Source organism: Hyphomicrobium sp. LHD-15 (assembly GCF_031157355.1).
Taxonomy (GTDB): domain Bacteria; phylum Pseudomonadota; class Alphaproteobacteria; order Rhizobiales; family Hyphomicrobiaceae; genus Hyphomicrobium_C.
Genome location: NZ_JAVIFT010000003.1, coordinates 222665 through 244223, shown reverse-complemented (window position 1 = coordinate 244223; position 21559 = coordinate 222665). Strand labels below are relative to the sequence as shown.

The 21559-nt window shown below is 62.8% G+C and carries 14 protein-coding genes and 1 pseudogene; 11 read left to right on the top strand and 4 right to left on the bottom strand.

Translation table 11 applies throughout. From position 1 onward, the window contains the following. On the top strand, positions 1 to 1452 hold the full coding sequence (locus tag RCO24_RS13165; protein WP_308962705.1) for an SPOR domain-containing protein: 1452 nt from the start codon (positions 1 to 3) through the stop codon (positions 1450 to 1452). Positions 1453 to 1604: 152 nt separating this feature from the next. Then, positions 1605 to 2414 (top strand): DUF502 domain-containing protein, encoded by an 810-nt coding sequence (locus RCO24_RS13160; protein ID WP_308962704.1) that lies wholly within the window; start codon positions 1605 to 1607, stop codon positions 2412 to 2414. 4 nt (positions 2415 to 2418) lie between these two features. Here RCO24_RS13160 and recG read toward each other — a convergent pair whose 3' ends face one another. Beyond that, positions 2419 to 4533: an ATP-dependent DNA helicase RecG gene (recG, locus tag RCO24_RS13155; protein WP_308962703.1), complete on the bottom strand. Its 2115-nt coding sequence runs from the start codon at positions 4531 to 4533 to the stop codon at positions 2419 to 2421. A gap of 183 nt (positions 4534 to 4716) precedes the next feature. Here recG and RCO24_RS13150 point away from each other — a divergent pair, with 183 nt between their 5' ends. The 5 genes and pseudogenes from RCO24_RS13150 (at position 4717) to RCO24_RS13130 (ending at position 13986) form a co-directional block, all read left to right on the top strand. After that, the gene (locus tag RCO24_RS13150) at positions 4717 to 4986 is read left to right on the top strand and encodes a succinate dehydrogenase assembly factor 2 (RefSeq protein WP_308962701.1); all 270 of its coding nucleotides are present in this window, start codon (positions 4717 to 4719) and stop codon (positions 4984 to 4986) included. A 67-nt stretch (positions 4987 to 5053) separates the two neighbouring features. Then, a complete protein-coding gene (mfd, locus tag RCO24_RS13145) occupies positions 5054 to 8533 on the top strand; it encodes a transcription-repair coupling factor (RefSeq protein ID WP_308962700.1) in 3480 nt (1159 codons plus the stop codon). A 195-nt stretch (positions 8534 to 8728) separates the two neighbouring features. Beyond that, positions 8729 to 10252, top strand: a pseudogene (locus tag RCO24_RS13140) (arylsulfatase); the annotation flags it as partial. A gap of 350 nt (positions 10253 to 10602) precedes the next feature. Beyond that, entirely contained in the window at positions 10603 to 13002 is a 2400-nt protein-coding gene (locus RCO24_RS13135; protein ID WP_308962698.1) for an arylsulfatase, read from the top strand. Between the two features lie 93 nt (positions 13003 to 13095). Then, on the top strand, positions 13096 to 13986 hold the full coding sequence (locus RCO24_RS13130) for a DUF4239 domain-containing protein (protein ID WP_308962697.1): 891 nt from the start codon (positions 13096 to 13098) through the stop codon (positions 13984 to 13986). A 216-nt stretch (positions 13987 to 14202) separates the two neighbouring features. Here the strand turns inward: RCO24_RS13130 and RCO24_RS13125 are convergent, their stop codons facing one another. Then, positions 14203 to 14751, bottom strand: coding sequence for a hypothetical protein (locus tag RCO24_RS13125; protein WP_308962695.1), 549 nt, complete (start codon positions 14749 to 14751; stop codon positions 14203 to 14205). Between the two features lie 186 nt (positions 14752 to 14937). Here RCO24_RS13125 and RCO24_RS13120 point away from each other — a divergent pair, with 186 nt between their 5' ends. From RCO24_RS13120 to RCO24_RS13105, 4 genes are all read left to right on the top strand, one after another. Next, positions 14938 to 15390 carry a hypothetical protein gene (locus RCO24_RS13120; protein WP_308962694.1) on the top strand — a complete coding sequence of 151 codons (453 nt, stop codon included), beginning with the start codon at positions 14938 to 14940 and terminating at the stop codon, positions 15388 to 15390. Beyond that, the gene (locus RCO24_RS13115) at positions 15368 to 16270 is read left to right on the top strand and encodes a hypothetical protein (protein ID WP_308962693.1); all 903 of its coding nucleotides are present in this window, start codon (positions 15368 to 15370) and stop codon (positions 16268 to 16270) included. The genes RCO24_RS13120 and RCO24_RS13115 overlap by 23 nt, the downstream gene beginning before the upstream one ends. An 82-nt stretch (positions 16271 to 16352) precedes the next feature. Continuing rightward, positions 16353 to 16799, top strand: coding sequence for a GNAT family N-acetyltransferase (locus RCO24_RS13110; RefSeq protein WP_308962691.1), 447 nt, complete (start codon positions 16353 to 16355; stop codon positions 16797 to 16799). A gap of 249 nt (positions 16800 to 17048) precedes the next feature. Beyond that, a complete protein-coding gene (locus tag RCO24_RS13105) occupies positions 17049 to 17831 on the top strand; it encodes an outer membrane beta-barrel protein (RefSeq protein ID WP_308962689.1) in 783 nt (260 codons plus the stop codon). Positions 17832 to 17884: 53 nt separating this feature from the next. Here RCO24_RS13105 and RCO24_RS13100 read toward each other — a convergent pair whose 3' ends face one another. After that, a complete protein-coding gene (locus tag RCO24_RS13100; RefSeq protein WP_308962811.1) occupies positions 17885 to 19420 on the bottom strand; it encodes a class I adenylate-forming enzyme family protein in 1536 nt (511 codons plus the stop codon). A 35-nt stretch (positions 19421 to 19455) separates the two neighbouring features. Then, positions 19456 to 21153 (bottom strand): extracellular solute-binding protein, encoded by a 1698-nt coding sequence (locus RCO24_RS13095; protein WP_374990963.1) that lies wholly within the window; start codon positions 21151 to 21153, stop codon positions 19456 to 19458. Positions 21154 to 21559: the final 406 nt, after the last annotated feature.

The following is a 21559-nucleotide window of genomic DNA, read 5'->3' as shown; positions in this document are numbered from 1 at the left end:
ATGGTAAATGCTGCTCATCGTTGGACGGGCGCCGGGAGGCTGCCGTGGCTCGCCGCTGCATGCCTGGCAGTCGGGCTTGCGGGGTTGCCGCTGAATGCCGATGCCGCTGGCGAAACCAAGAAGGCCGGCAAGAGCGCAAAGGCCGCCAAGGAAAAGTCCGAAGGCGACGCCCAGAGAGATCCAGCCGCTACGCAGCGTGCTTACGCCGCCGGGCTCAAGGCGTTCGAGGCCGGCGATATGGCCGGCGCCGAGCAGAACCTGAGTTCTGCGCTCGCGAGCGGCGGTTTGCCGAACGGGCAGATGGCGCGGGCGCTTTACTATCGCGGCACGGCCTACCGCAAGCAGGGCCGCCCCGCGCAGGCGATTTCCGATCTCACCACGGCGGTCTGGCTCAAGGGCGGCCTGCCGGATGATCTCAAGAAGAAGGCGACCGAGGAACGCCAGCTCGCTTATCGCGAAGCGGGGTTGGGCGACAACCCGCCGACAATCGGCGCGGCGCCGCTCGATCAAGGGACGGCTTCGGCGCCTGGGGCAAAGTCCGGTGCACAGGTCGTCAATGCTTCGCAGCAGTCGTCGTTCTGGAATTTCCTGCCGACGCTGCCTTCGCTGACGGGTTCCTCTCAGACGGCTCAGACACAACCGGCCGCCGCGCCGACGACGTTGCCGGGGACGGTCGCTCAGGCTCCGGCCGCGCCGCAGGCCAGTGCCTTCGGGCCGTCTTCGGATGGCGCGCCTGCAGTGGCTCAGGGCTCTTCTTGGGAAACGCAAACGGATGCGGCAGCCGCGCAAGCCGCAGCTCCACCGCAGCAGGTCGCCGCCGCGACGGGTTACGCGCCCGCCCCGGAAACGAACGGCATCAATCCGATGGGCTCGGCACCGGCCGCGTCTTCGTCCGCCGGAACATCGAACCCGCTTGCGGGCGCCGGCTCCGCAGTCAGCGGCTTCTTCGGCAATATTTTCGGATCGGGTACCTCCAGCTCGCAGGCGGCTTCGACTGATGGTTCGACCGCAGTTACGACCGGCTCCACCCCGCAATCCCTCGGCTGGGGGCAGGAGACGACGGTTTCGACCGCGCAGACATCGTCGATGGTCCAGCGTGGCCCAGAAAGCCCGACGGAGCTGCCTTGGGCGGGTCCGCAGTCGGCAGCCGCTCCTCCTCCGGTCGCGGCCAAGACCAAGACAGCGTCCGCCGGTCCGACAGGCGGCGCCTACAAGCTGCAGGTCGCTGCGGTCCGCTCGCGCGACGAGGCGGAGCGCCTTGCGCGATCGCTCGACGCCTATCCGGGCGTTCAGAGCGGGGCGGTGTCGTCCGAGATCGACGAGGCCGTCATCGGCAGCATGGGGACCTTCTATCGCGTGCGGCTTGGGCCTTACGCGGATGCGAAGGAGCCGACGCAGCTTTGCAAGACGCTGCGGCCGCAGGGCTTCGACTGTCTCGTCGTAACTCAATAAAAGTGAAGCTTTCGCCGCTCCTTTGGAGGGCCGGTTTCGTTTTCCTGCCGCGTTTTGGGTCGGGCGACGATGGTGGCGCGGAGCGGTGGACACAACACGCTTCAGTGGCGGGTGTTGACGAGAGGCACTCCGAGACCCCACGATAGCCCGCGATGACGGACAATCCCAAAAGCAAGAAGCCTCAAAGCGGCGACGACGGCGGTCTTTCTGCCGGGATTCAGCTTTTGGCGGCAGACGATGGGGCGCCGCTTCGGATTGGTGCGCGGCTGCGCAACTACTTCCTCACGGGTCTGATCATTGTCGGCCCGGTGACGCTCACGATCTACATCATCTGGTGGGTGATCAACGTCACCGACGCGTGGCTCAAGCCGTTCGTGCCGACGGCCTATCTGCCGGATACCTACCTTCCGTTTGCGGTGCCCGGCATCGGGCTTCTGTTCGGTATCCTGTTTCTCACGATCACAGGCGCGCTTACCGCCAACCTGCTCGGCCGCTCGCTGATTTCGTTTGGCGAGATGGCGCTCGACCGGATGCCGATCGTGCGCAACGTGTACCGGGCGCTGAAGCAGTTCTTCGAGTCGCTGGTCTCGGCGACCGCGACGGGTCAGCAGCAAGGCTTTCAGAAAGTCGGCCTGATCGAGTTTCCCTCGAAAGGGCTGTGGTCGATCGTGTTCGTGACGGGCGAGACGAAGGGCGAGATCTCGATCACGCAGCCGGGCGGCGAGGAAGATCTGCTGACCGTGTTCATGCCGACCGGCATCGTGCCGCCGACCGGCTTCATCTGCTTCGTGCCCCGGCGCGACGTGACGTTCCTCAAGATGAGCGTCGAGGATGCGGCGAAGATCGTGATCTCTGCGGGCATGGTGGTGCCGGACTACGAGGCCCGCCTGAAGTTGCTCGCGGAACGCGGCGTCAAGACCGAGACGCGGCGGCCACCACCGCCTGAGGCAGGGACGCCGTAGAGCATCACGCCGCGCGGAAGAGGCGGATGGCTTCGTCGCATTCGAACAGGTAGAGCAGGCGGCGAAGCGCCTGTCCGCGCTCCGACAAGAGATCCGGGTCGGCCTGATAGATCAAGCGGGCGTCATCGTGGGCCGCCTGCAGCATTTCCGAAAAGTTCACGCCGCCGGCGACCCGGAATTCTGCTTCGCCGCTCTGGCGCGCGCCGAGTACCTCGCCGCCGCCGCGCAGTTCGAGGTCCTTCTCGGCAATCAGGAAGCCATCTTCCGTATCTTCCATCATCTTGAGGCGCTGCTCGGCGGTCTTGCTCAGCGGTTCCTGATAAAGCAGCATGCAGAAGCTCTCGCGGCTGCCGCGCCCGACGCGTCCGCGCAGCTGATGAAGCTGAGCGAGGCCGAAGCGCTCGGCGTGCTCGATGACCATGATGTTGGCGTTCGGCACGTTGACGCCAACCTCGATCACGGTGGTGGCGACGAGCACCTTGAGATTGCCGTCGGCGAAGGCCGCCATCGTCGCGTCCTTGGCCGTCGCGTTCATGCCGCCATGGAGCAGTCCGACGCCTTCGCCCAGGATTTGCGTCAGGTGCGCGTGGCGTTCCTCGGCAGCGGCGAGATCGGACACGTCGGAGCTTTCGATCAGGGGGCAGACCCAGTAAACCTGCGCGCCTTCGGCGAGCTGCACCTTGATGCGGGCGATGAGCTTTTCGAGGCTCGCTTTGGGGATTTGCTTGGTCGTGATCGGTTTGCGGCCAGCGGGCTTTTCGTTCAAGCGCGAAACTTCGAGATCGCCGTAGTGGGTCATCAACAGCGTGCGCGGGATCGGCGTCGCCGTCATCACCAGCATGTTGGCGCCGCCCTGGCCGCCTTTGGTCTGCAACGCGAGGCGCTGGTGCACGCCGAAGCGATGCTGCTCGTCGATCACCGCGAACGCGAGATCGCGAAACACCACGTCATCCTGGAACAGAGCGTGGGTGCCGACGAGGATATCGATCTCGCCGGACGCAAGGCGGTTCAAAAGCTCGTCGCGAGCGCGGCCTTTCTCGCGGCCGGTCAGGAGGCCGAGGCGGAGACCCGCTGCGTCGGCCAGCGGCGCGATGGTCTCGGCGTGCTGGCGTGCGAGCACTTCGGTCGGGGCCATGAGAGCTGCTTGGGCACCCGCTTCGACTGCGGTTGCCATCGCCATCAAGGCGACAACGGTTTTACCGGAGCCGACGTCGCCTTGCAGCAAGCGCAGCATGCGGCGCGGCGAGCCCATGTCGTCGCCGATTTCCTTCAAGGCGGAGACTTGCGAGTTCGTCAGCTTGAACGGCAGGGCCGCTTCGATCTTCGCGCGCAGGCGTCCGTTGCCCGAGACGGGGCGGCCGCGCTGGGCCTTGAAGCTTTCGCGGACGATGGCGAGGGCGAGCTGGTTGGCAAGCAGCTCGTCGTAGGCCAGCCGCTGGAGGGGCGCGCTGCCGAGCGACACATCGGCCGCGTCATCGGGATGATGGAGCCGTTTCAGGGCTTCGCCGAATGAGGGCCAGCCGCGCTGCTTCAGCCAGGCGGGATCCTGCCATTCGGCGAACGCGGGGGCTTTGCCGAGGGCTTGCCGTTCGGCCTTCAGCATGACTTTTCCGGAGAGGCCGCCGGTCAACGGATAGACGGGCTCCAGCAGCGGGAGATCGTCGCGCGCTTCCGGTGCCACGATGTAATCCGGATGCGCCATCTGCAATGTTTCGCCGTAGCGCTCGACACGGCCCGAGACGTAACGTTCCTCGCCGACCGGCAGCTGGCGCTCGATGAAGGAACGCTCGGCGCGGAAGAAGATCAGGTCCAGACGGCCGGTTTCGTCCTCGGTTGCGATCTTGTAGGGGGCCTTGTTGTTGCCGCGCGGCGGCGCCTTGTGCTTCAGGACCCGCACCTTGAGGGTGGCGATCGTCCCGGGGATCGCGGCCACGACGGTCGGCTCGGCGCGCCGGTCGATGATGCCGGTCGGCAGGTGCCATAAAAGGTCGATGATGCGGGGCTGGATGACGCCGGGCGGGAGCTTCAGGGCCTTCTTGAGCAGTGTCAGCACATGGGGGCCGACGCCCTTAAGGGTGTCGGCAGACGCGAACAGGGGGGAAAGCTCGTTGGGCCGCATGGCGTCCGGCAGGACCTACTTTGTTCGCCTCGATCGGCCGATTTAGGCACGAAAACCAGCCTGCGGCGACACGGGCCGGCGCAGGCCGTCTCCATGGGCTGACAGGCCCCGGAGAGGGCGCTATATGACACCTCGGAGCGGGCGAAGCAAAGCGGGCCCGGCGCGCAAACGGTTTTTCTCACCATGAGCGACGATATCGAGGTGCGGCGGCGGCGCGCAGCGTGGCGCGCCGGTCATCGGGGCACCAAGGAACTCGACCTGCTTGTCGGCCGGTTTGCCGAGGAGCGCCTGCCGGGCATGTCGGGGACCGATCTCGACCGTTTCGAGCGTTTTCTGGCGGAGAACGATCCGGAAATCCAGGGTTGGCTACTCGGACCGGTGCCGCCTTTGGACGCGACGGGCGAGTTTGCCGATCTGGTTGCCGACATCCGCCGGTTTCACGGGCTCGCCTAGCGGCGCGCCCTCTCGGCTGCGCGTTGGATGCGCTGGCCGATCCTAGAACAAGGGACTGCACGAGACCATGAGCGAGCGGGCGGATCTGATTTTTACGGGCGTGCCGGAAGGTCTCGACGCGCTCGTGCTCGCGCGCCTGGTCGAGGAAGGCGCGGACGGGGAGCGGCAAGGCATCGTCGTGCACGTGACGCGCGACGACCGGCGCCTCGAAGCGCTGGAAGGTCAGTTGCGCTTCTTCGCGCCGAAAGTGCGCGTGGTGCCGTTCCCGGCCTGGGATACGGTGCCTTACGATCGCGTCGGGCCGAACGCCGAAATCGTGGCCAAGCGCGTGACCGCGCTGTCGCGTCTGGCGCTTGGAAGCCGCAGCGAGCCGTTGATCGTGCTTACGACGGTGAACGCGATTTTGCAGCGCGTGCCGCCGAAATCCTTCATCCGCAACGCCATGAAGAGCGTGGCGCCGGGCCAGCGTGTCGATCTCAACCGTTTCGTCGCGCGGCTTTCTCTGGCGGGGTATACCCGCACCGGCACGGTGATGGAGCAGGGCGAGTTCGCGGTGCGCGGTGGTATCCTGGATCTCTTTCCGCCGGGCCGGCAGAACCCGGTGCGGCTCGATTTCTTCGGCGATACGCTGGAGTCCATCAAGGTGTTCGATGCGGAAACGCAGCGCACCTCGAAAACGCTGCGCAAGCTCATCCTGATGCCGGTTTCGGAAGTGGCGTTCGGCGAGGCGGCGACCGCGCTGTTCCGTACGCGTTACGTGGAACTGTTCGGCGGCGCGACCGGCGACGATCCCCTGTATGAGGCCGTCAGTGCCGGCAGCCGCTACAGCGGACAGGAGCACTGGCTGCCGTTCTTCCACGACAAGCTCGATACGTTGCTCGACTATGTGGACGGCGCGACGCTGAGCTTCGATCACCTGGTGGACGATGCCGTCAAGAGCCGGTTCGATCAGGTGAACGAGCATTATCTGGCCCGCACCGAAGGGCTCGAAGCGGAGCGGTTTGGTGCGCCGCCCTACAAGCCGGTGCCGCCGGATCGCATGTTCCTCGACGCAGCCGGATGGGCGAAAGCGCTGGCGCCGCACAAGGTGGTGCGGCTGACGCCGTTCGAGATCGCGGATGGGCCCGGCGTGCGGCCATGGCGCGGTCGCGCGGGGCGATCGTTCGCGCCGGAGCGTCAGAATCCGGATGCCAACGTGTTCGATGCGGTTGTCGCGCATCTGAAGCGCGTGCACGCCGAGCATCGTCGCGTGATCGTCGCGGCGTGGACGCCGGGAGCGCGCGAGCGGCTTTCGTCGCTGCTGTCCGATCACGGGCTCAAGGCGCAAACCAAGGTCGAAGGGTATTCGGACGCGCTGGCGCTCGATACGAACGTGACGGGTCTAGCCGTACTCGGCCTCGAGCAGGGCTTCGAGACACCCGAGCTGGTGGTCGTCGCCGAGCAGGATATTCTGGGTGACCGGCTTGTGAGGCCGCGGCGGAAAGCCAAACGCGCGGCCGATGTTTTGACCGAGGCGACGAGCCTTTCGGTCGGCGATCTCGTCGTGCACGCCGACCATGGTATCGGCCGGTTCCATGGTCTCAAGACGATCACGGCGCTGGGCGCTCCGCATGACTGTCTCGAGCTGAAATACGCGGGTGGCGATACGCTCTATCTGCCGGTCGAGAACATCGAGCTGCTGTCGCGGTTCGGCTCGGACGAGGGCAACACGCAGCTCGACAAGCTCGGCGGCGTGGCATGGCAGTCGCGCAAGGCCAAGCTCAAGAAGCGGCTGCGCGAGATGGCGGCTGAGCTGATCAAGATCGCGGCGCTTAGGCAGCTGCGCGAGGCGCCGGCATTGGCACCGCCTCAGGGCGCGTACGACGAGTTCGTCGCGCGGTTCCCGTACGAAGAGACGGAAGATCAAGCCGCGAGCATCGAAGCGGTGCTCGGCGATCTGCAGGCGGGCCGTCCGATGGACCGGCTGGTGTGCGGCGACGTCGGCTTCGGCAAGACGGAGGTGGCGCTGCGTGCGGCGTTCGTCGCGGCCATGAACGGCTTGCAGGTTGCGATCGTGGTGCCGACGACGCTTCTCGCGCGGCAGCATTCGCGCACGGTTCTGGAGCGGTTCAAGAACCTGCCGCTCAAGATCGGCCAGGCTTCGCGGCTCGTGTCCGGGAAAGATCTGACCGAGGTCAAGGACGGGCTCAAGAACGGCACCCTCGATATCGTGGTCGGCACGCACGCGCTGCTCGGCAAGCAGATCGAGTTCCAACGGCTTGGTCTTCTGGTGATCGACGAGGAGCAGCATTTCGGCGTTTCGCACAAGGAACGACTGAAGCAGCTGCGCGAGGACGTGCATGTGCTGACGCTGTCGGCGACGCCCATTCCGCGCACGCTGCAATTGGCGCTGACCGGCGTGCGGGAACTGTCGCTGATCACGACGCCGCCGGTGGATCGTCTTGCCGTGCGCACCTACATCTCTCAGTTCGATCCTGTAATCCTGATCGATGCCCTGAAGCGCGAGCGGGACCGCGGCGGGCAGACCTACTACGTCGCTCCGCGCATCTCCGATCTCGACGATGTGGCGGAATTCCTGCGGGAAGCGGTGCCGCATCTTAAGGTCGCCCGCGCGCACGGGCAGCTTGCGCCGAGCGAGCTGGAAGACGTGATGACGGCGTTCTACGAAGGGCAGTACGACGTGCTGCTGTCGACGGCCATCGTCGAGTCCGGTCTCGACGTGCCGAACGCGAACACGCTGATCGTGCATCGCGCCGACATGTTCGGGCTCGCCGCGCTCTATCAGTTGCGCGGGCGCGTCGGTCGCTCGAAGCGGCGCGCGTATGCCTACTTCACCACGCCGCCGGGGCAGAAGCTCACCGAGGGTGCGGAGAAGCGGCTCAAGGTGCTGCAGTCGCTCGATACGCTTGGCGCGGGTTTCTCGCTTGCGTCCCACGATCTCGACATTCGCGGTGCCGGCAACCTGCTCGGCGAAGAGCAGTCGGGGCACATCCGCGAGGTCGGCTTCGAGCTCTACCAGTCGATGCTGGAAGAGGCGGTCGCGGCCATGAAGGGCGGCGATTTCGGCGATGCCGAAGAGAAGTGGAGCCCGGAGATCGCAATCGGTCTTTCGGTGCTGATCCCCGAGACGTACGTCGCCGATCTGCAACTTCGGCTGGGTCTCTATCGGCGTCTTTCGGCGCTCGAAACGCGGGCCGAGATCGATTCCTTCGCGGCGGAGCTGGTGGACCGGTTCGGCGAGCTGCCGGCGGAAGTCGATCATTTGCTCGACGTCATGGAGATCAAGGGGCTGTGCCGTTCGGCGGGGATCGCAAAGGTCGATGCGGGTCCGAAGGGCGCGGTCATTACATTCCATCGCAATGCGTTCGCTAATGCGCAGGGGCTCGCGCAATTCCTGCAGGGCTCGCGCGGGCTTGCCAAGCTGCAGCCGGATCACAAGCTGATCTTCAAGGGCGATTGGGACCAGCCGCAGGTGCGCTTCAAGGGCGTGCGCAAGCTGGTGTCGGCGCTGGCCGAGATCGCGGCCAAGGGCCAGAAGGCGGCTTGAGGCGGGGCTGTACTTGAATTGTCGATCGTCAGCTTCGCGCCGGAAGCGGACATTTACTGAACGCGAAACGTTTGTGGACTGACATCGACTTTTGGATCAGTCTCGGCCGGCGGATCTACTTCGTCCAAGATCTCCACGTTACGGGGCACTGCACCAAGAGGGCATCCAAGGGGGAGCGCTTAACAGTCGCGAACCGGGAGCAGTGCCATGGCACGGTCAAAGAAGCCCAACATTCTGTTCATTATGGCCGACGATATCGGCTGGTATAATTCCAGTTGCTACAATCTTGGGGTCATGGGCTATCGAACGCCCAACATCGACCGCATCGCGCGTGAAGGCGCGATGTTCACGGACTTCTACGGACAGCAGAGCTGCACTGCCGGCCGCGCCGCCTTCATCACGGGGCAATCGCCGATCCGCACCGGATTGACCAAGGTCGGCATGCCGGGCGCCACGCTGGGTCTGAGTGCCGAGGACCCGTCCATTGGGCAGTTCATGAAGAGCTTCGGCTACGCTACCGGCCAATTCGGGAAGAACCACCTCGGCGACCGCAACGAGCACCTGCCGACCGTTCACGGCTTCGATGAGTTCTTTGGCAACCTCTATCACCTCAATGCTGAAGAGGAGCCCGAATACCCGAACTATCCGAAGGATCCGGCTTTCCGTAAGAAATATGGACCGCGCGGCGTGCTCAAGTGCACGGCCACCAGCAAGGACGACGCGACGGTAGACCAGCAGTTCGGCAAAGTCGGCAAGCAAGTGATCGAGAACACCGGTCCACTCACGCGCAAGCGGATGGAAACGGTGGACGAGGAGTTTCTCGCTGCCGCGCTCGACTTTATCGATCGGAAGACGAAGGAGGGTGCTCCGTGGTTCTGCTACTTCAATCCGACACGCATGCACGTCTTCACGCATCTGAAACCGTCATCGATCGGAAAGACTGGCCTCGGCCTCTATCCTGACGGCATGGTCGAGCTCGACGGTTACGTGGGCCAACTCCTTGAAAAACTCGACGACCTCGGCAGCGCCGACAACACGATTGTCGTCTTCACTACCGACAACGGCGCCGAGGTGATGACTTGGCCGGACGGCGGGTCGACGCCATTCCGCGGCGAGAAGGACACCAATTGGGAAGGCGGCTGGCGCGTGCCTTGCGTCGTACGATGGCCCGGTGTGATAGAGCCTGGCCGTGTCGTCAATGATGTCTGCTCTCTGCAGGACTTCATACCGACGTTCGCGGCAGCAAACGGCGAGCCCGACCTCGTCGAGAAGGTGAAGAAGGGCTACGATATCGATGGCAAGACCTTCAAGGTCCATCTCGATGGCTACAACTTGATGCCATTTCTTTCCGGCAAGGAAGAGAAGTCTCCGCGCGAGGGCTTTATCTACTGGAGCGATGACGGCGACTGCATGGCGATGCGCATGGGACGGTTCAAGATCGTCTTTGCCGAACAGAGGGCCACAGGCATTGATGTTTGGCGCGAACCCTTGTCGCCGATGCGCATTCCCAAGTTTTTCGATCTGCGTGCCGATCCGTTCGAGCGCGGCGAAGAGAGCATCAAGTACAATGACTGGTTCCTCGAACAGAACTTTCTGATGTATGCGGCGCCGCCGCTCCTCATGCAGTGGCTGCAGAGCTTTAAGGAGTTTCCACCGCGCGCTCGTTCCGCGAGCTTCAGCGTCGATCAGGTGGTCGAGAAGCTGATGCCGAAGATGTGACATCACGGCCGCTCTCGCTGGCCATAGCGCGTCGCGTCGCGTAGCGAGAGCGGCCGCCTATCGCTCCGTATGAGGAGCCCCAGGAGCCGAAGTTAACCAGATACGTTTTGGCGCTTTTCTAAAATTCACATTGTGGATACGGTTAGTCTACGGACGGGGGGCTTCTGGAGAAGAAGCCAATGGTTCGGCGGAGTTGTTCGAATTTCCAGGCTTTACGGCGGGAATTTCACCGCGATCAAGCTCGTGCCCCGTCTCCCGGCCTCTCTCATCTCAAATTACATTTGATTGTTGCTCGTGCTGCCTTCAGCGCGAGCACTGCTTCGTTGGTGGATGCTTGTCAGGAGTGACAAATGCAGAAGCGTGGCAAAACGAACGGCAAAAAAACGAATGGCGCCGGCAACAGCTCATTTCCGCTAAACCTCGATCGGAACCATCTGCCCGAGCCGCCCTGGGAATTTCCGAACGCACATATCGAGATGTATGCGACGGAATCGACGCCTGACTTTCCCCCAAACAAGCAGGCACCCAAAGGCTCGCCCAATATCCTGCTCGTTCTGCTCGACGATGTCGGTTTCGGCTGGCCAAGCGTGAACGGTGGACTGGTGCGCATGCCTACGGCCGAAAGGCTTGCCAAGCGCGGCCTGTTCTACAATCAGTTCCATACGACCGCGCTGTGTTCGCCGACGCGCGCGGCGATGCTCACGGGACGTAACCATCATTCCGTCGCCACAGGCGTGATCGCCGAAATGGCGACGGGCTATCCGGGCTATTGCGGCATCATTCCGAAGAGTTGCGCTACCTTCGCCGAATTGCTCAAGCAGTCCGGCTACACCTGCTCCTGGTTCGGCAAGAACCACAACGTGCCCGACAATCAGACCAGCGCCGCCGGTCCGTTCGACAACTGGCCGACAAATCAGGGCTTCGACTATTTCTATGGTTTCATTTCCGGCGAGACCGACCAGTTCTATCCCTCACTGATCCGCAACACCGATCCAGTTCAACCGCCGAAGCGGCCCGAGGAAGGCTATCAGCTCACTCGCGATCTGGCCGACGAGTGCGTCGGATGGATCAGGAAGCAGAAGGCGATCGCACCCGAGCGGCCCTTCATGGCGTACTTTTCCACCGGTGCCGCCCATGCCCCTCATCAGCCGCCGCTCGACTGGCGCGGCAGAAACAAGGGCCGGTTCGACATGGGTTGGGACAAATACCGGGAGATCGTTCACAAGAACCAGATCAAGGCCGGCATCATTCCGAAGGGTAGCAAGCTCACGCCGCGTCCGAAGCAGATTCCTTCCTGGGCCAGCCAACCCAAGGAACACCAAAAGCTGTTTGCGGTGCAGGCGGAGAACTACGCCGATTTCCTCGAACACGCGGACTATGAGGTTGGCCGCGTCGTCGATGCCATCGAGGCCATGGGAGAAGGCGACAACACGCTGATCGTCTACATCATCGGGGACAATGGATCGAGCGCGGAAGGCTCGCTTGTTGGAACGCCCAATGAGATCATGAGCCTCAACGGACGCCAGCCCTCGATGGAGGAGGCGATCGGGTTCATGGACAAATGGGGTATGCCGGGCACCTCGCCGCATTACGCCGTCGGCTGGGCCTTGGCGGGCGATACGCCCTTCCAATGGACGAAGCAGGTGGCCAGCCACTTCGGCGGCACTCGCAACAGCATGATCGTTTCGTGGCCGGATCGGATAAAGGATAAAGGCAAAGTGCGTTCGCAGTTTCACCACTGCATCGATGTGATGCCCACCATCATGGAGGTCGTGGGCATCAAGGAGCCCAAGGAGGTCAACGGCTATATTCAGCGGCCGATCGAGGGCACGAGCTTCGCCTATACGTTCGATGCCAAGAACGCCGACGCACCGACCACGCATACGGTTCAGTATTTCGAGATGCTCGGCAACCGCGCCATCTACAGCAACGGCTGGATCGCGTGTTGCCGGCACGGCCGTCTGCCGTGGGAAACATCAGGCTCGGCAAGTTGGGATAACGACAAGTGGGAACTCTACAATCTCGAAGAGGACTTCACGCAAGCGACCGATCTCGCGAAGAAGGAGCCAGCGAAGCTGCGCGAGCTGCAGGATCTCTTCATGGCCGAGGCCGCGAAATACAACGTGCTGCCGCTTGACGACAGTTTTGCCGAACGCCTCGACGTGACACTCAGGCCCAGCTTCTTCGCCGGCCGCGACGTGATTACCTTTTATCCAGGGATGACGCGCCTTCCTGAAGGCAGCGGACCGAAACTCGTCGGTGTGCCATTCCGGATGAAGGCTCCGATCGAGATCCCGAAGACTGGTGCGGAGGGCGTGATCTTCGCCCTTGGCGGCGATGCAGCCGGCTGGTGTCTTTTTCTATGGGAGGGCAAGCTGCGCTTCCACTACAACTTCTTCGGCATCCGCCGCTACGATGTGGTCTCACCGGAAAAACTCTCGCCTGGCAAACACGTGGTCGAGATCGAATTCACGCCGGACTCAAAGAAGCCCGGCGCGCCGGCTAACATCGTGATGTCGATCGAAGGCAAGAAGGTCGCCAAGGGTCGCATCGATGAACAGGTGCCACAGCGCTGCGGCACCGAATGCATGGACGTCGGGATGGATTCGGTGTCGCCAGTCTGCACCGACTATGAGGACAAAGGTGTCTTCCCATTCACGGGCCGCATTGATTCCGTCACGTTCACATTCGGTTCCAGCAAACAGCCGACTGGCATGGAGCGCCTGAAGCTCGCGACCCGCATGGATTGAAAAGTGCAAGTCTGTGATGTCCGCTTTGGGCCAGAAGCAGAAGCCGGGTGAGTGTTATTGGCAGGCGCACTGGCTCCGCAACCCACCTGGTAAATGTCTGCCGACGTCGCCCTCTTCGGCGGGGCCAGCAGCTGCCGCCAGTGTGCAATGGCGTTGCTACCCAATCAGGAAGGCAAATCGATCATGGTCGACTGGTTGCTCAATCTACCCTTGCCGGGAATGGCGCTGCTTGTTTTTCTCGCGACCTATCTCGTCGCGGGCAGCGTGTATTGGGTCGTGATGAAGTTCGCGGCGACTGAGTGGGCGCGAGCATTCAAGGCAGTGTCGCCTGGGATGTTGTCTCCACTGGGCATTTTGTTCGCACTATTGATTGGCTTCATCGCCGTCGAGGTCTGGAGCAGTTTCGATAAAGCGAAGGCCGCGGTGACCGCTGAGGCGAGCGCCCTTCGTTCCGCTGTCCTGCTGGCCGAAACCTTCCCGCAAGAACAAAAGGCCCGCCTTTATGGTCTGATCAGCCGCCACGTCGAGGTCGCTGTCAATGAAGAGTGGCCGGAGATGGCACAGCAGAGAGCGACGCTGTCGCTTTTGCCCACGGCCTTGATTGGTGCGCTGCACGACACCCTCTCGATGAAAGCAGCCGACGATCGGGAACGAGCCGCACAACCCGAAATGATCAGGGCGCTCCAGTCAGCGCTCGATGCGAGACGTCAGCGCATCGTTATCAGCGAGTCTGCTGTTGGTGAGGTCAAATGGGTAGGGATTTTGCTTCAGGCACTTTGCACGTTGCTCGCCATCGCTATGGTTCACAGCGATAATCGGCGTGCCTGCGCGATATCGTTGACGCTGTTCGCGACGGGCATCGCGCTGTCGGTGCTGCTCATTGCCGCTTACAGCCGTCCCTTTACGGGCGCAAACTCCGTCGGACCGCAGCTGCTAAAACAGGTGATCGCGAGCATTGACCCCCTTCCAGCTGAAGTCCGCTAAGGGCCATTAGTAGACATGCAGTGTTGCAGACGCTCGCTTGCCGCCCGGTCTACTCCTTTCCTAGAGCGGAAAGTGTCGGCAACCACGGTCGTGTGTCCGTAACCTCTAGAGAGAAGACGGACTCTGAGGTTCGGGAGATCATGTTCGACCCACTCGTCTGAGGCGTGTTGGGTGTGGTTCGTTACGCCCCGCAACGACGTTCGCTCTCGCGTAAAGCTATTTGACTTCCAGAAGATACAGCGCCCAGACCCAGGTCGCTTCCACCTCCTGCGAGACTGCCTTGCCGTCGGTGCCGTGGATCAGCCAGGCCGGGCCGCGGCCGCCGATCGACAAGGGCGCGCCGTCGGCGCCGATGGCCAAGATCCAATCGTGTGCGGTTCTCGCCTCGGGCGTCAGCTCGATGTTGTAACCGTCGAGCGCGGTCGCGACGATGGTGGCATCCGCTGCGACGCCGGCCGCGGCCAACGCATCGAGCAACCGCGGTCCTTCGAGTTCGATCTTTCCCGGCCAGCCTTCGACGTTGGTTGAAATCTTGGTTTGCGGCAGAGACGCGAGTGAGGAGCGCGTGAAGACAAAGGCCTTCGTAAAGGTCTTGTCCTTGTGACTTAGGAATGCGTCGCGGAACGGGTCGAGTGCGCCGCGATTTGGATGCGAAATTTCGCCCGCGATCGTCAGGATCGGTGTTTCCGGCTCGGCGGAGGCGCTCGGTGCTCCAGCGATCAGCAGCGTGACAATGGCCGTCGCGATCGAAAGAAATTTCTGCACTCTTGCCTCCTCGGGTCGCCATCTAGCGACGGTAACCCTAGTGGGCCATCGGCATGGCGGCAATTGTGCGTTGCGATTATCCGAACCGGCTTTTGCTTAAGACTAACCGGGTGGCAGATGAGCCTTGGCGTTGTTTTGGATTGCGGGCCGCTCGGGTTGGTCTAGTCTTCAGCCGTTTGATGAGCTTTGCGGGAGGAGCGCTTGCGGAGAGGTTCAATTGGACTAGCTTCATCTCTGCGGTTGGGTATCTGCATGGCAATCGCTGGCATCGCGCTTCTCGCCTTGCCCGGAGGAGCGACTGCCAAATGCTTGTCGCCCAATGATGCTGTCGCCGGCACGCTGCGCAAAGTCACCATTCGGCATCCGGAAAACAGTCAATTGATCACCAATTGGCACATCGTGCCGAGCGAGCCCGTTTGCGTGACGATTGGCGACGTAACCTGGAAAAACCAGCTCGACATCCAAATCGATTTCGCGAAATCCGTCGATCTCGCGAAGATGGACGAGCAGTTGGGTATGCCGATTGGGTTCAAAGGCAAGATCGTCGGCTTTCGCGACGCGCGCGATACCGCAGATATTATCGTGACTGATGCCAAGCCTTATGGGGAACTCGACGATGCCGGAGAGCTCAAGCGCTGAGCGGTCGCGATGGCGTATCACTCCGGCCTTCATCGCATGGCATTGGAAGGGTGAAGCCCCATTCTGGCTGGGGCTGATCGGATGGACGCTGGCGCTGACGATATCGGTCTATGTCGTTGCCATGCTGTGGCTGACGCAATGGTCGCTGCAGGATACGCCCGTGTCTCGCATGATCCAGGGTGTGATCGCAGCCGTGCTGATCGGAGGCGTTGCGATCTGGCAGCTTGTCGGCACATGGCGGGCGAGTGCGCGCACGAAGACGCCGGAGCGCTGGTGGATCAGCCGCTGGATCGCGCGGTCGGTGGCAATCGTCGTTTGTATCGGCGGTCTGTTGATGCTGAGCGGGATCCCTCGGGGCATGTCGTCGCTTTATCTGCAGGCGACGGATCAGGACTGGATCGGCCAGAACGGTTATTCCGTCACGATCGAGGATGAGAACCTTGTCATCTCGGGACATCTGGCTTGGGGCATGCTCGATGCCGTGTCGCGTGAACTCTCTGCCAATCCTGGTATTCAAATGTTCATCTTGAACAGTCCGGGCGGGCATGTCGGCGTCGGGACGCGTCTCTACGATATCATCAAGTCGCGCGGGCTCGATACCTATACGACGGAGCTATGTGCGAGCGCGTGTATCATCCCGTTCCTTGCAGGCAACAACAGGTATCTGCAGAAGGGCGCGAAGTTGGGGTTTCACGCCGTCGGTGGCGAAGCGGGCAATTCGATTTCAGCAGGCACTGAAAAAGTGCTGTCGGTCTATCGGGCGGCGAATGTGCCCGACCCATTTATTGAGCGCATGCTCGCTACGCCAGTCGAAAGCGCCTGGTATCCTAGCCCCAAGGAGCTGACTGCGGCGAACGTCGTCACAGAGCTGGTCAATTGAATGCGGATCTCAGCCCTTCGTGAAACGGTTTCACGATGTGCGGCGCGTAAACGTCCGCTCAGTATCGGCATGAGGAGTTACAATGGGCATCACGCTTGTCGCCATCGCGCCCGACGGGAGCGTCGACACCTCGGTTGAACTCAGCCAACACGCTGCGCCAGTCATCTTAGCGACGCTCGACAACTACAAAGCGCGCGGCAACTTCGCGCCGTGGCTTTGCTATATGACATTCGATGCTGGCATCAATGTTGGAACCTGCGGTTTCACGATGCCGCCGACAGGCGACGTGGTGGAGGTCGCCTACTACACGTTTCCAGAACACGAGGGAAAAGGCTTCGCGCAACAAGCGGCGCAGGCGCTCGTGCGCATCGCTCAGGACGCGAAATCAGGGCTCGTGATCACCGCCCACACGTTGCCGGAGGAAGGGCCTTCTTGTCAGGTTCTTCGCAAAAGCGGCTTCACGCGGACGGCGTCCATCGACCATCCTGAAGACGGGCCTATTTGGGTGTGGACTTTCACAAGATCGTAGCCGCGGTCTTTCGGCGGATCAGCCATGTGAGGCTGCACGCGCACGGGTTCTACCGGCGGAAAGAATCGATCACTCGCTCCACGTCATGGACATCATAGCCGCTCGGCCGCAGAGCGGAGGCGATGCGCACCGATATGCGCACACGATTGACGTCCTCCGGAACAATCCTCTGTGTACTTATAGCTAAGCTCAAATAATTTGAATCGCATTCAACAGGTGATTCTACCTGTCATCAGAGGGGGAGCTGTCATGCGATTCAAACTGACGCTGGCGATTATTGCGAATCTTTTGGCGGCTCCGGCTATCGCTGCCGACAGCCCGGCACGCGGTATCTACGCCGGCGTTTTCGGCGGGGCGAGCTTCAGCAGCGCTACTGATGTCAGCCAGCTCGGCACCGCATTTTTTACTGAGGCCGAGGGAGGTCCGTTAGCCGTCAATGCAACGGGGCGAACCGACAGCGGTGGCGGCGGGTTTGTCGGTGGGCAGGTCGGTTATGAATTGGCGTATCCCTCGGTCGTGCTGCCCGCTTTCGAGATCGAAGGTTTTTATCTCGATACCGGGACCCGGCGCGCGACGCTGCAAAACCCGACGAACCGGCTGCCCGAGCATACGTTCGACACGACCTACCCAATGAATAGCGCCGTTTTTCTGGCGAATATGGTTTTCAGTTTTCCGACGTCCTATCCGGGTGTGACGCCCTATATCGGTGGCGGCATCGGCGGCGCGCGCGTCTCGATCGAGGGCGCGAAATCGCTCCAGACCGATCCTTCGGAGGGCAACCTGAATCACTTTAATTCCAGTACTGATTCAGAGGCGTGGACCTTCGCGGCACAAGTCAAAGCCGGTGTTCGCATCGCTCTTGGCCGCAACGCCTACGTGTTCGGCGAGTATCGCTATCTGTATGTCGGCTCCGTCGATCAGACGTTCGGTCCCACCGTGGATGCCAGCCATGTTCAGACCAGCGCGTGGACGGTCCGCTTCGATGGTACGTCTCACCACTTGGCAACCGCCGGCATCGGGTTTGATTTCTAGTTTGACGCCGTGGATGTGCCGCCGGGATACCGCGTCTCGGCGGCTGCGAAGTGTCACGAGCTGGCGAGGGCAGAACGCTTGACCTTGCCGTTCGGGGTGCGGGGGAGGGCGTCGAGGAAGCGGATCTCACGCGGGCATTTGTAGGCGGCGAGGCGCTCGGCCGCGAAGGCGAGCAGATCGGCGCTGTCCGGTTTCGCACCCGGTTTGAGCACGACGAACGCGCCGACCACATGCACATCGGCGCGCACGGCGACCTCGGCGCAGGCGACTTCCGCAACATCCGGATGGGTCGCGAGCACGGATTCCACTTCCATCGGCGAGACGCGATAGCCGAGGGCTTTCATGACGTCGTTGTTTCGCCCCAGGTGCGCGATGTAGCCCGCTTCATCCATGAGCCCCAAATCCCCGCCGGTGAACCACTCGCCGCGGCACACGTCGATCTGCTCGTCCGGGCGGTTCCAATAACCGAGCATCAAACCCGGATCGGAGCGGTGAACGGCGATGAGGCCTTCGGTATTCGGCGGCAGGGGCGTGTCGCCTCCGTCGGCCGGCAGGATGGCGACGCGTCGGCCAGCCTGCGCCTTGCCGACTGTGCCGGGCTTTCTCGGTACGTGCGGCCCGGTCGAGATGTAGGTCGAGATCTCGCTCATGCCCAAGGCTTCATAGAGCGGCTTGCCGGTGCGGCTCGTCCAATCCTCGAACAGGCCGGGAGGGGGTGCTTCGCCGGCCATAAGGGCGTGACGGAGCGTCGGCATCGCGGCGGGGGCGAGGTCGGCGTATTTGAGGATCTGCCGGAAGAGGCCCGGCACGCCTGCGAACAGCGTGGCTTCGGTGGCGTCGATCAGGCGCGGCCAGAGCGCCGGTTCCTTTTCGCCGGTGAAGATGAGCGCCGTTGCGCCGTTGGCCCAGGGGTCCGTCAGTCCGACGCCGAGCGTGAAGGTCCAGTTGAAGGCACCGGCATGGAGCACGCGATCCGTGGCGCCGATGCCGTACCAGCCCTGATACATCGGGCGGCGGCCGAGGGCTGCGCGCTGGGCGTGCAGCACGCCTTTCGGATTTGCGGTGGTTCCCGATGTGTAGATCAGAAACGCGGGACTTTCGGCGCGGGTCGCGGCGTAGTCGATGCGCGGGCCTTCGCGCATCATGCGGGCCACATCGTCGGGCGAGAGGATGAGCGGCGCTCCGTTGGTGGCAGTGAACGGTAGTGCGCTTGCGCACGCAATCGCTGCCGCGCCGCTGTCTTCGAGCAGGAATAGAGCCTCGCGGTCGGTGAGCTGGCTCGAAGCCGGCAACGCGACGAGGCCCGCCGCGATGGCGCCGAAGAAAAGGATCGCGTAGGCGCTGGTGTTGTCGAGGCGGATCATCACGCGGTCGCCTTCGACGAGGCCCGCTTTGCGCAGCGCGCCAGCCGTGCGCAACACCGCGTCCTCGAGATCGGCGTAGGACCAGACCTCGAGCGGCGGCGCGCCGACTTCGCCGATCACGATCAGCGCAGGCTTGTCCGGCGTCGCGGAGGAGCCTCCCGCCAGGCAATAGCGGGCCATGTTGAAGGGAGGATTTTCGGCGGGCGTAAAGAGCGGCGTCAGCATGTTCTTGTTCTGAGTGGCGGCGTGCTCCACCGCTTTTAGGGTCGGGCCCACCAGGTGTCGAGATTGAAGCCGAACAGCGGGATCTTGCCGGGATGGGCGAGGCGCTTCCAGGAAGCGATCCACTGGGCAGGCGCGTGAAACAGCGGGATCACATACTGGCCCGATAGCAGCACGCGGTCGAGGGCGCGGACGGCCGAGACGAAATCCTCGTTGCCTTCGGCGGCCAGCATCGCGGCGATCATGGCGTCTGCGGCCGGGTTCTGCACACCGGCGTAATTGTAGGAGCCGGGCGACGCGGCGACCTTCGACGACCAGCGGAACAGCTGCTCGTTGCCCGGCGACAGCGACGATGGCCAGGTGAACTGGATCATGTCGAAGTCGTAGTCTTTGAGGCGGGCCTGGTATTGGGCGCTGTCGACCACGCGGATGCGTGCGGCGATGCCGATCTTCTGCAGGTCCGCGGTAAAGGCACCGAGCAGGCGTTCCTGGCTGGTGGTCGCGGCCAGGATTTCGAAGGCGAGCGGCTTGCCGCTCTTGTCGACGAGGCGTCCGCCTTGCAGGGTATAGCCGGCGGCTTCGAGCATCTGATAGGCGCGGCGCGCGTTGGTGCGGTTCTGGGGGGTCCCGTCACTTTCGGGGACGCGATAGGTGCCGTCCAGGATGTCGGGGCGCACGGCATCGGGGAACGGTGCGAGCAGCGTATGTTCGCGCTCGTCGGCGGGCTTGCCGGCCGACGACAGCATCGAGCGCTCGAAATAGCTGGCGCTGCGCTTGTAGAGGCCGTTGAAGAAGCTCTTGTTGACCCATTCGAAGTTGAACAGGAGGATCAGCGCCTCGCGGACGCGCGGATCGGCGAAAACGGCACGGCGGGTGTTGAAGACGAGGCCGGTCATGCCGGCGGGGAGCCCGATCGGCATTTCCTCGCGCACGATGCGCCCATCGTTGGCCGCCGGAAAGTCGTAGCCTTTCGCCCAGAGCGCGGGATCGTCTTCGTTGCGGAGGTCGATGGCACCGGTCTTGAAGGCTTCGAACAGGGTCGATCCCTCGCGATAATAGTCGAAACGGATCTCATCGAAATTGAAGCGTCCGCGGTTGACCGGCAGATCGCGGCCCCAATAGTCGGGGTTGCGCTGATAGGTGATCGAGCGGCCGGGATTGACGGCGCTGATGCGGTAAGGCCCCGAGCCGATCAGGGGGGTGAGCGTGGTCTCGTCGAACTTTTCGAGGCTCATGGCATGGCGCGGCAGGATCGGCATCAGCGCCAGGATCAGCGGCAGCTCGCGATCCTCGGCGTCCTTGAACTGGAAACGCACCTCGTGGTCCGAGAGAGCTTCTGCCTTGGTGACCTTGGCGTAGTAGGTGCGGTAGTTGGGACGGCCCTTGTCGCGCAGAGCTTCGAACGAGAACAGCACGTCGGCGGCGGTGAGCGGCGTGCCGTCGGAAAATTTCGCGCGCGGGTCGAGCCGGAAGGTGACGCTGTCGCGGCTGTCCGGAACGTCGATCGATTGGGCAATCAGGCCGTAAAGCGTGAACGGCTCGTCCTGGCTGCGGGCCATCAGGCTTTCGATGACAAACTCGCGGATGCCCTGGACGGGCTCACCGCGGACGATCATCGGATTGAGGTTGTCGAAGGAGCCGGACGAGCCGAGCGTGATACGCCCGCCCTTGGGGGCATCGGGGTCGACGTAAGGGAAGGCCGTGAACCCTTCGGCAAGCGCGGGGTCACCGTGCATGGCAATCGCGTGTGCCGGCTCGGCCCGGGCGTCGGGGCTTGCCAGCAAGGCTCCGAGGATCGCGGCGAAGGCCAAAAGACTTGCGCAGGTCAGTCTTTGCACGGAGGTCTCCTCGACCGGATCGGACGTTTGGGCCGCGGCGCCGAGCCCTACCACTGCATAGATACCTGATTTGTCATGGTTCTAACGTGTCGAGCTCGTGTGTCCCGGCGTTCTCGTCGCTGTAGAGCCGCTTGGCAAGGTGTTGGATTTGCTGGCGTCGTCAAGCGTCCGTAGCAGCGCGGAAAGGCTGCTCCAAGGCAAGCGGTCGGTGACAGAGCGTTGCGGGTTTGCAACGCTCTGTTGCTACGGTTGTTGAATATGCCCGCTTCGTTTCTATGGCCACGGGATTGCCGTATTCCGGGCT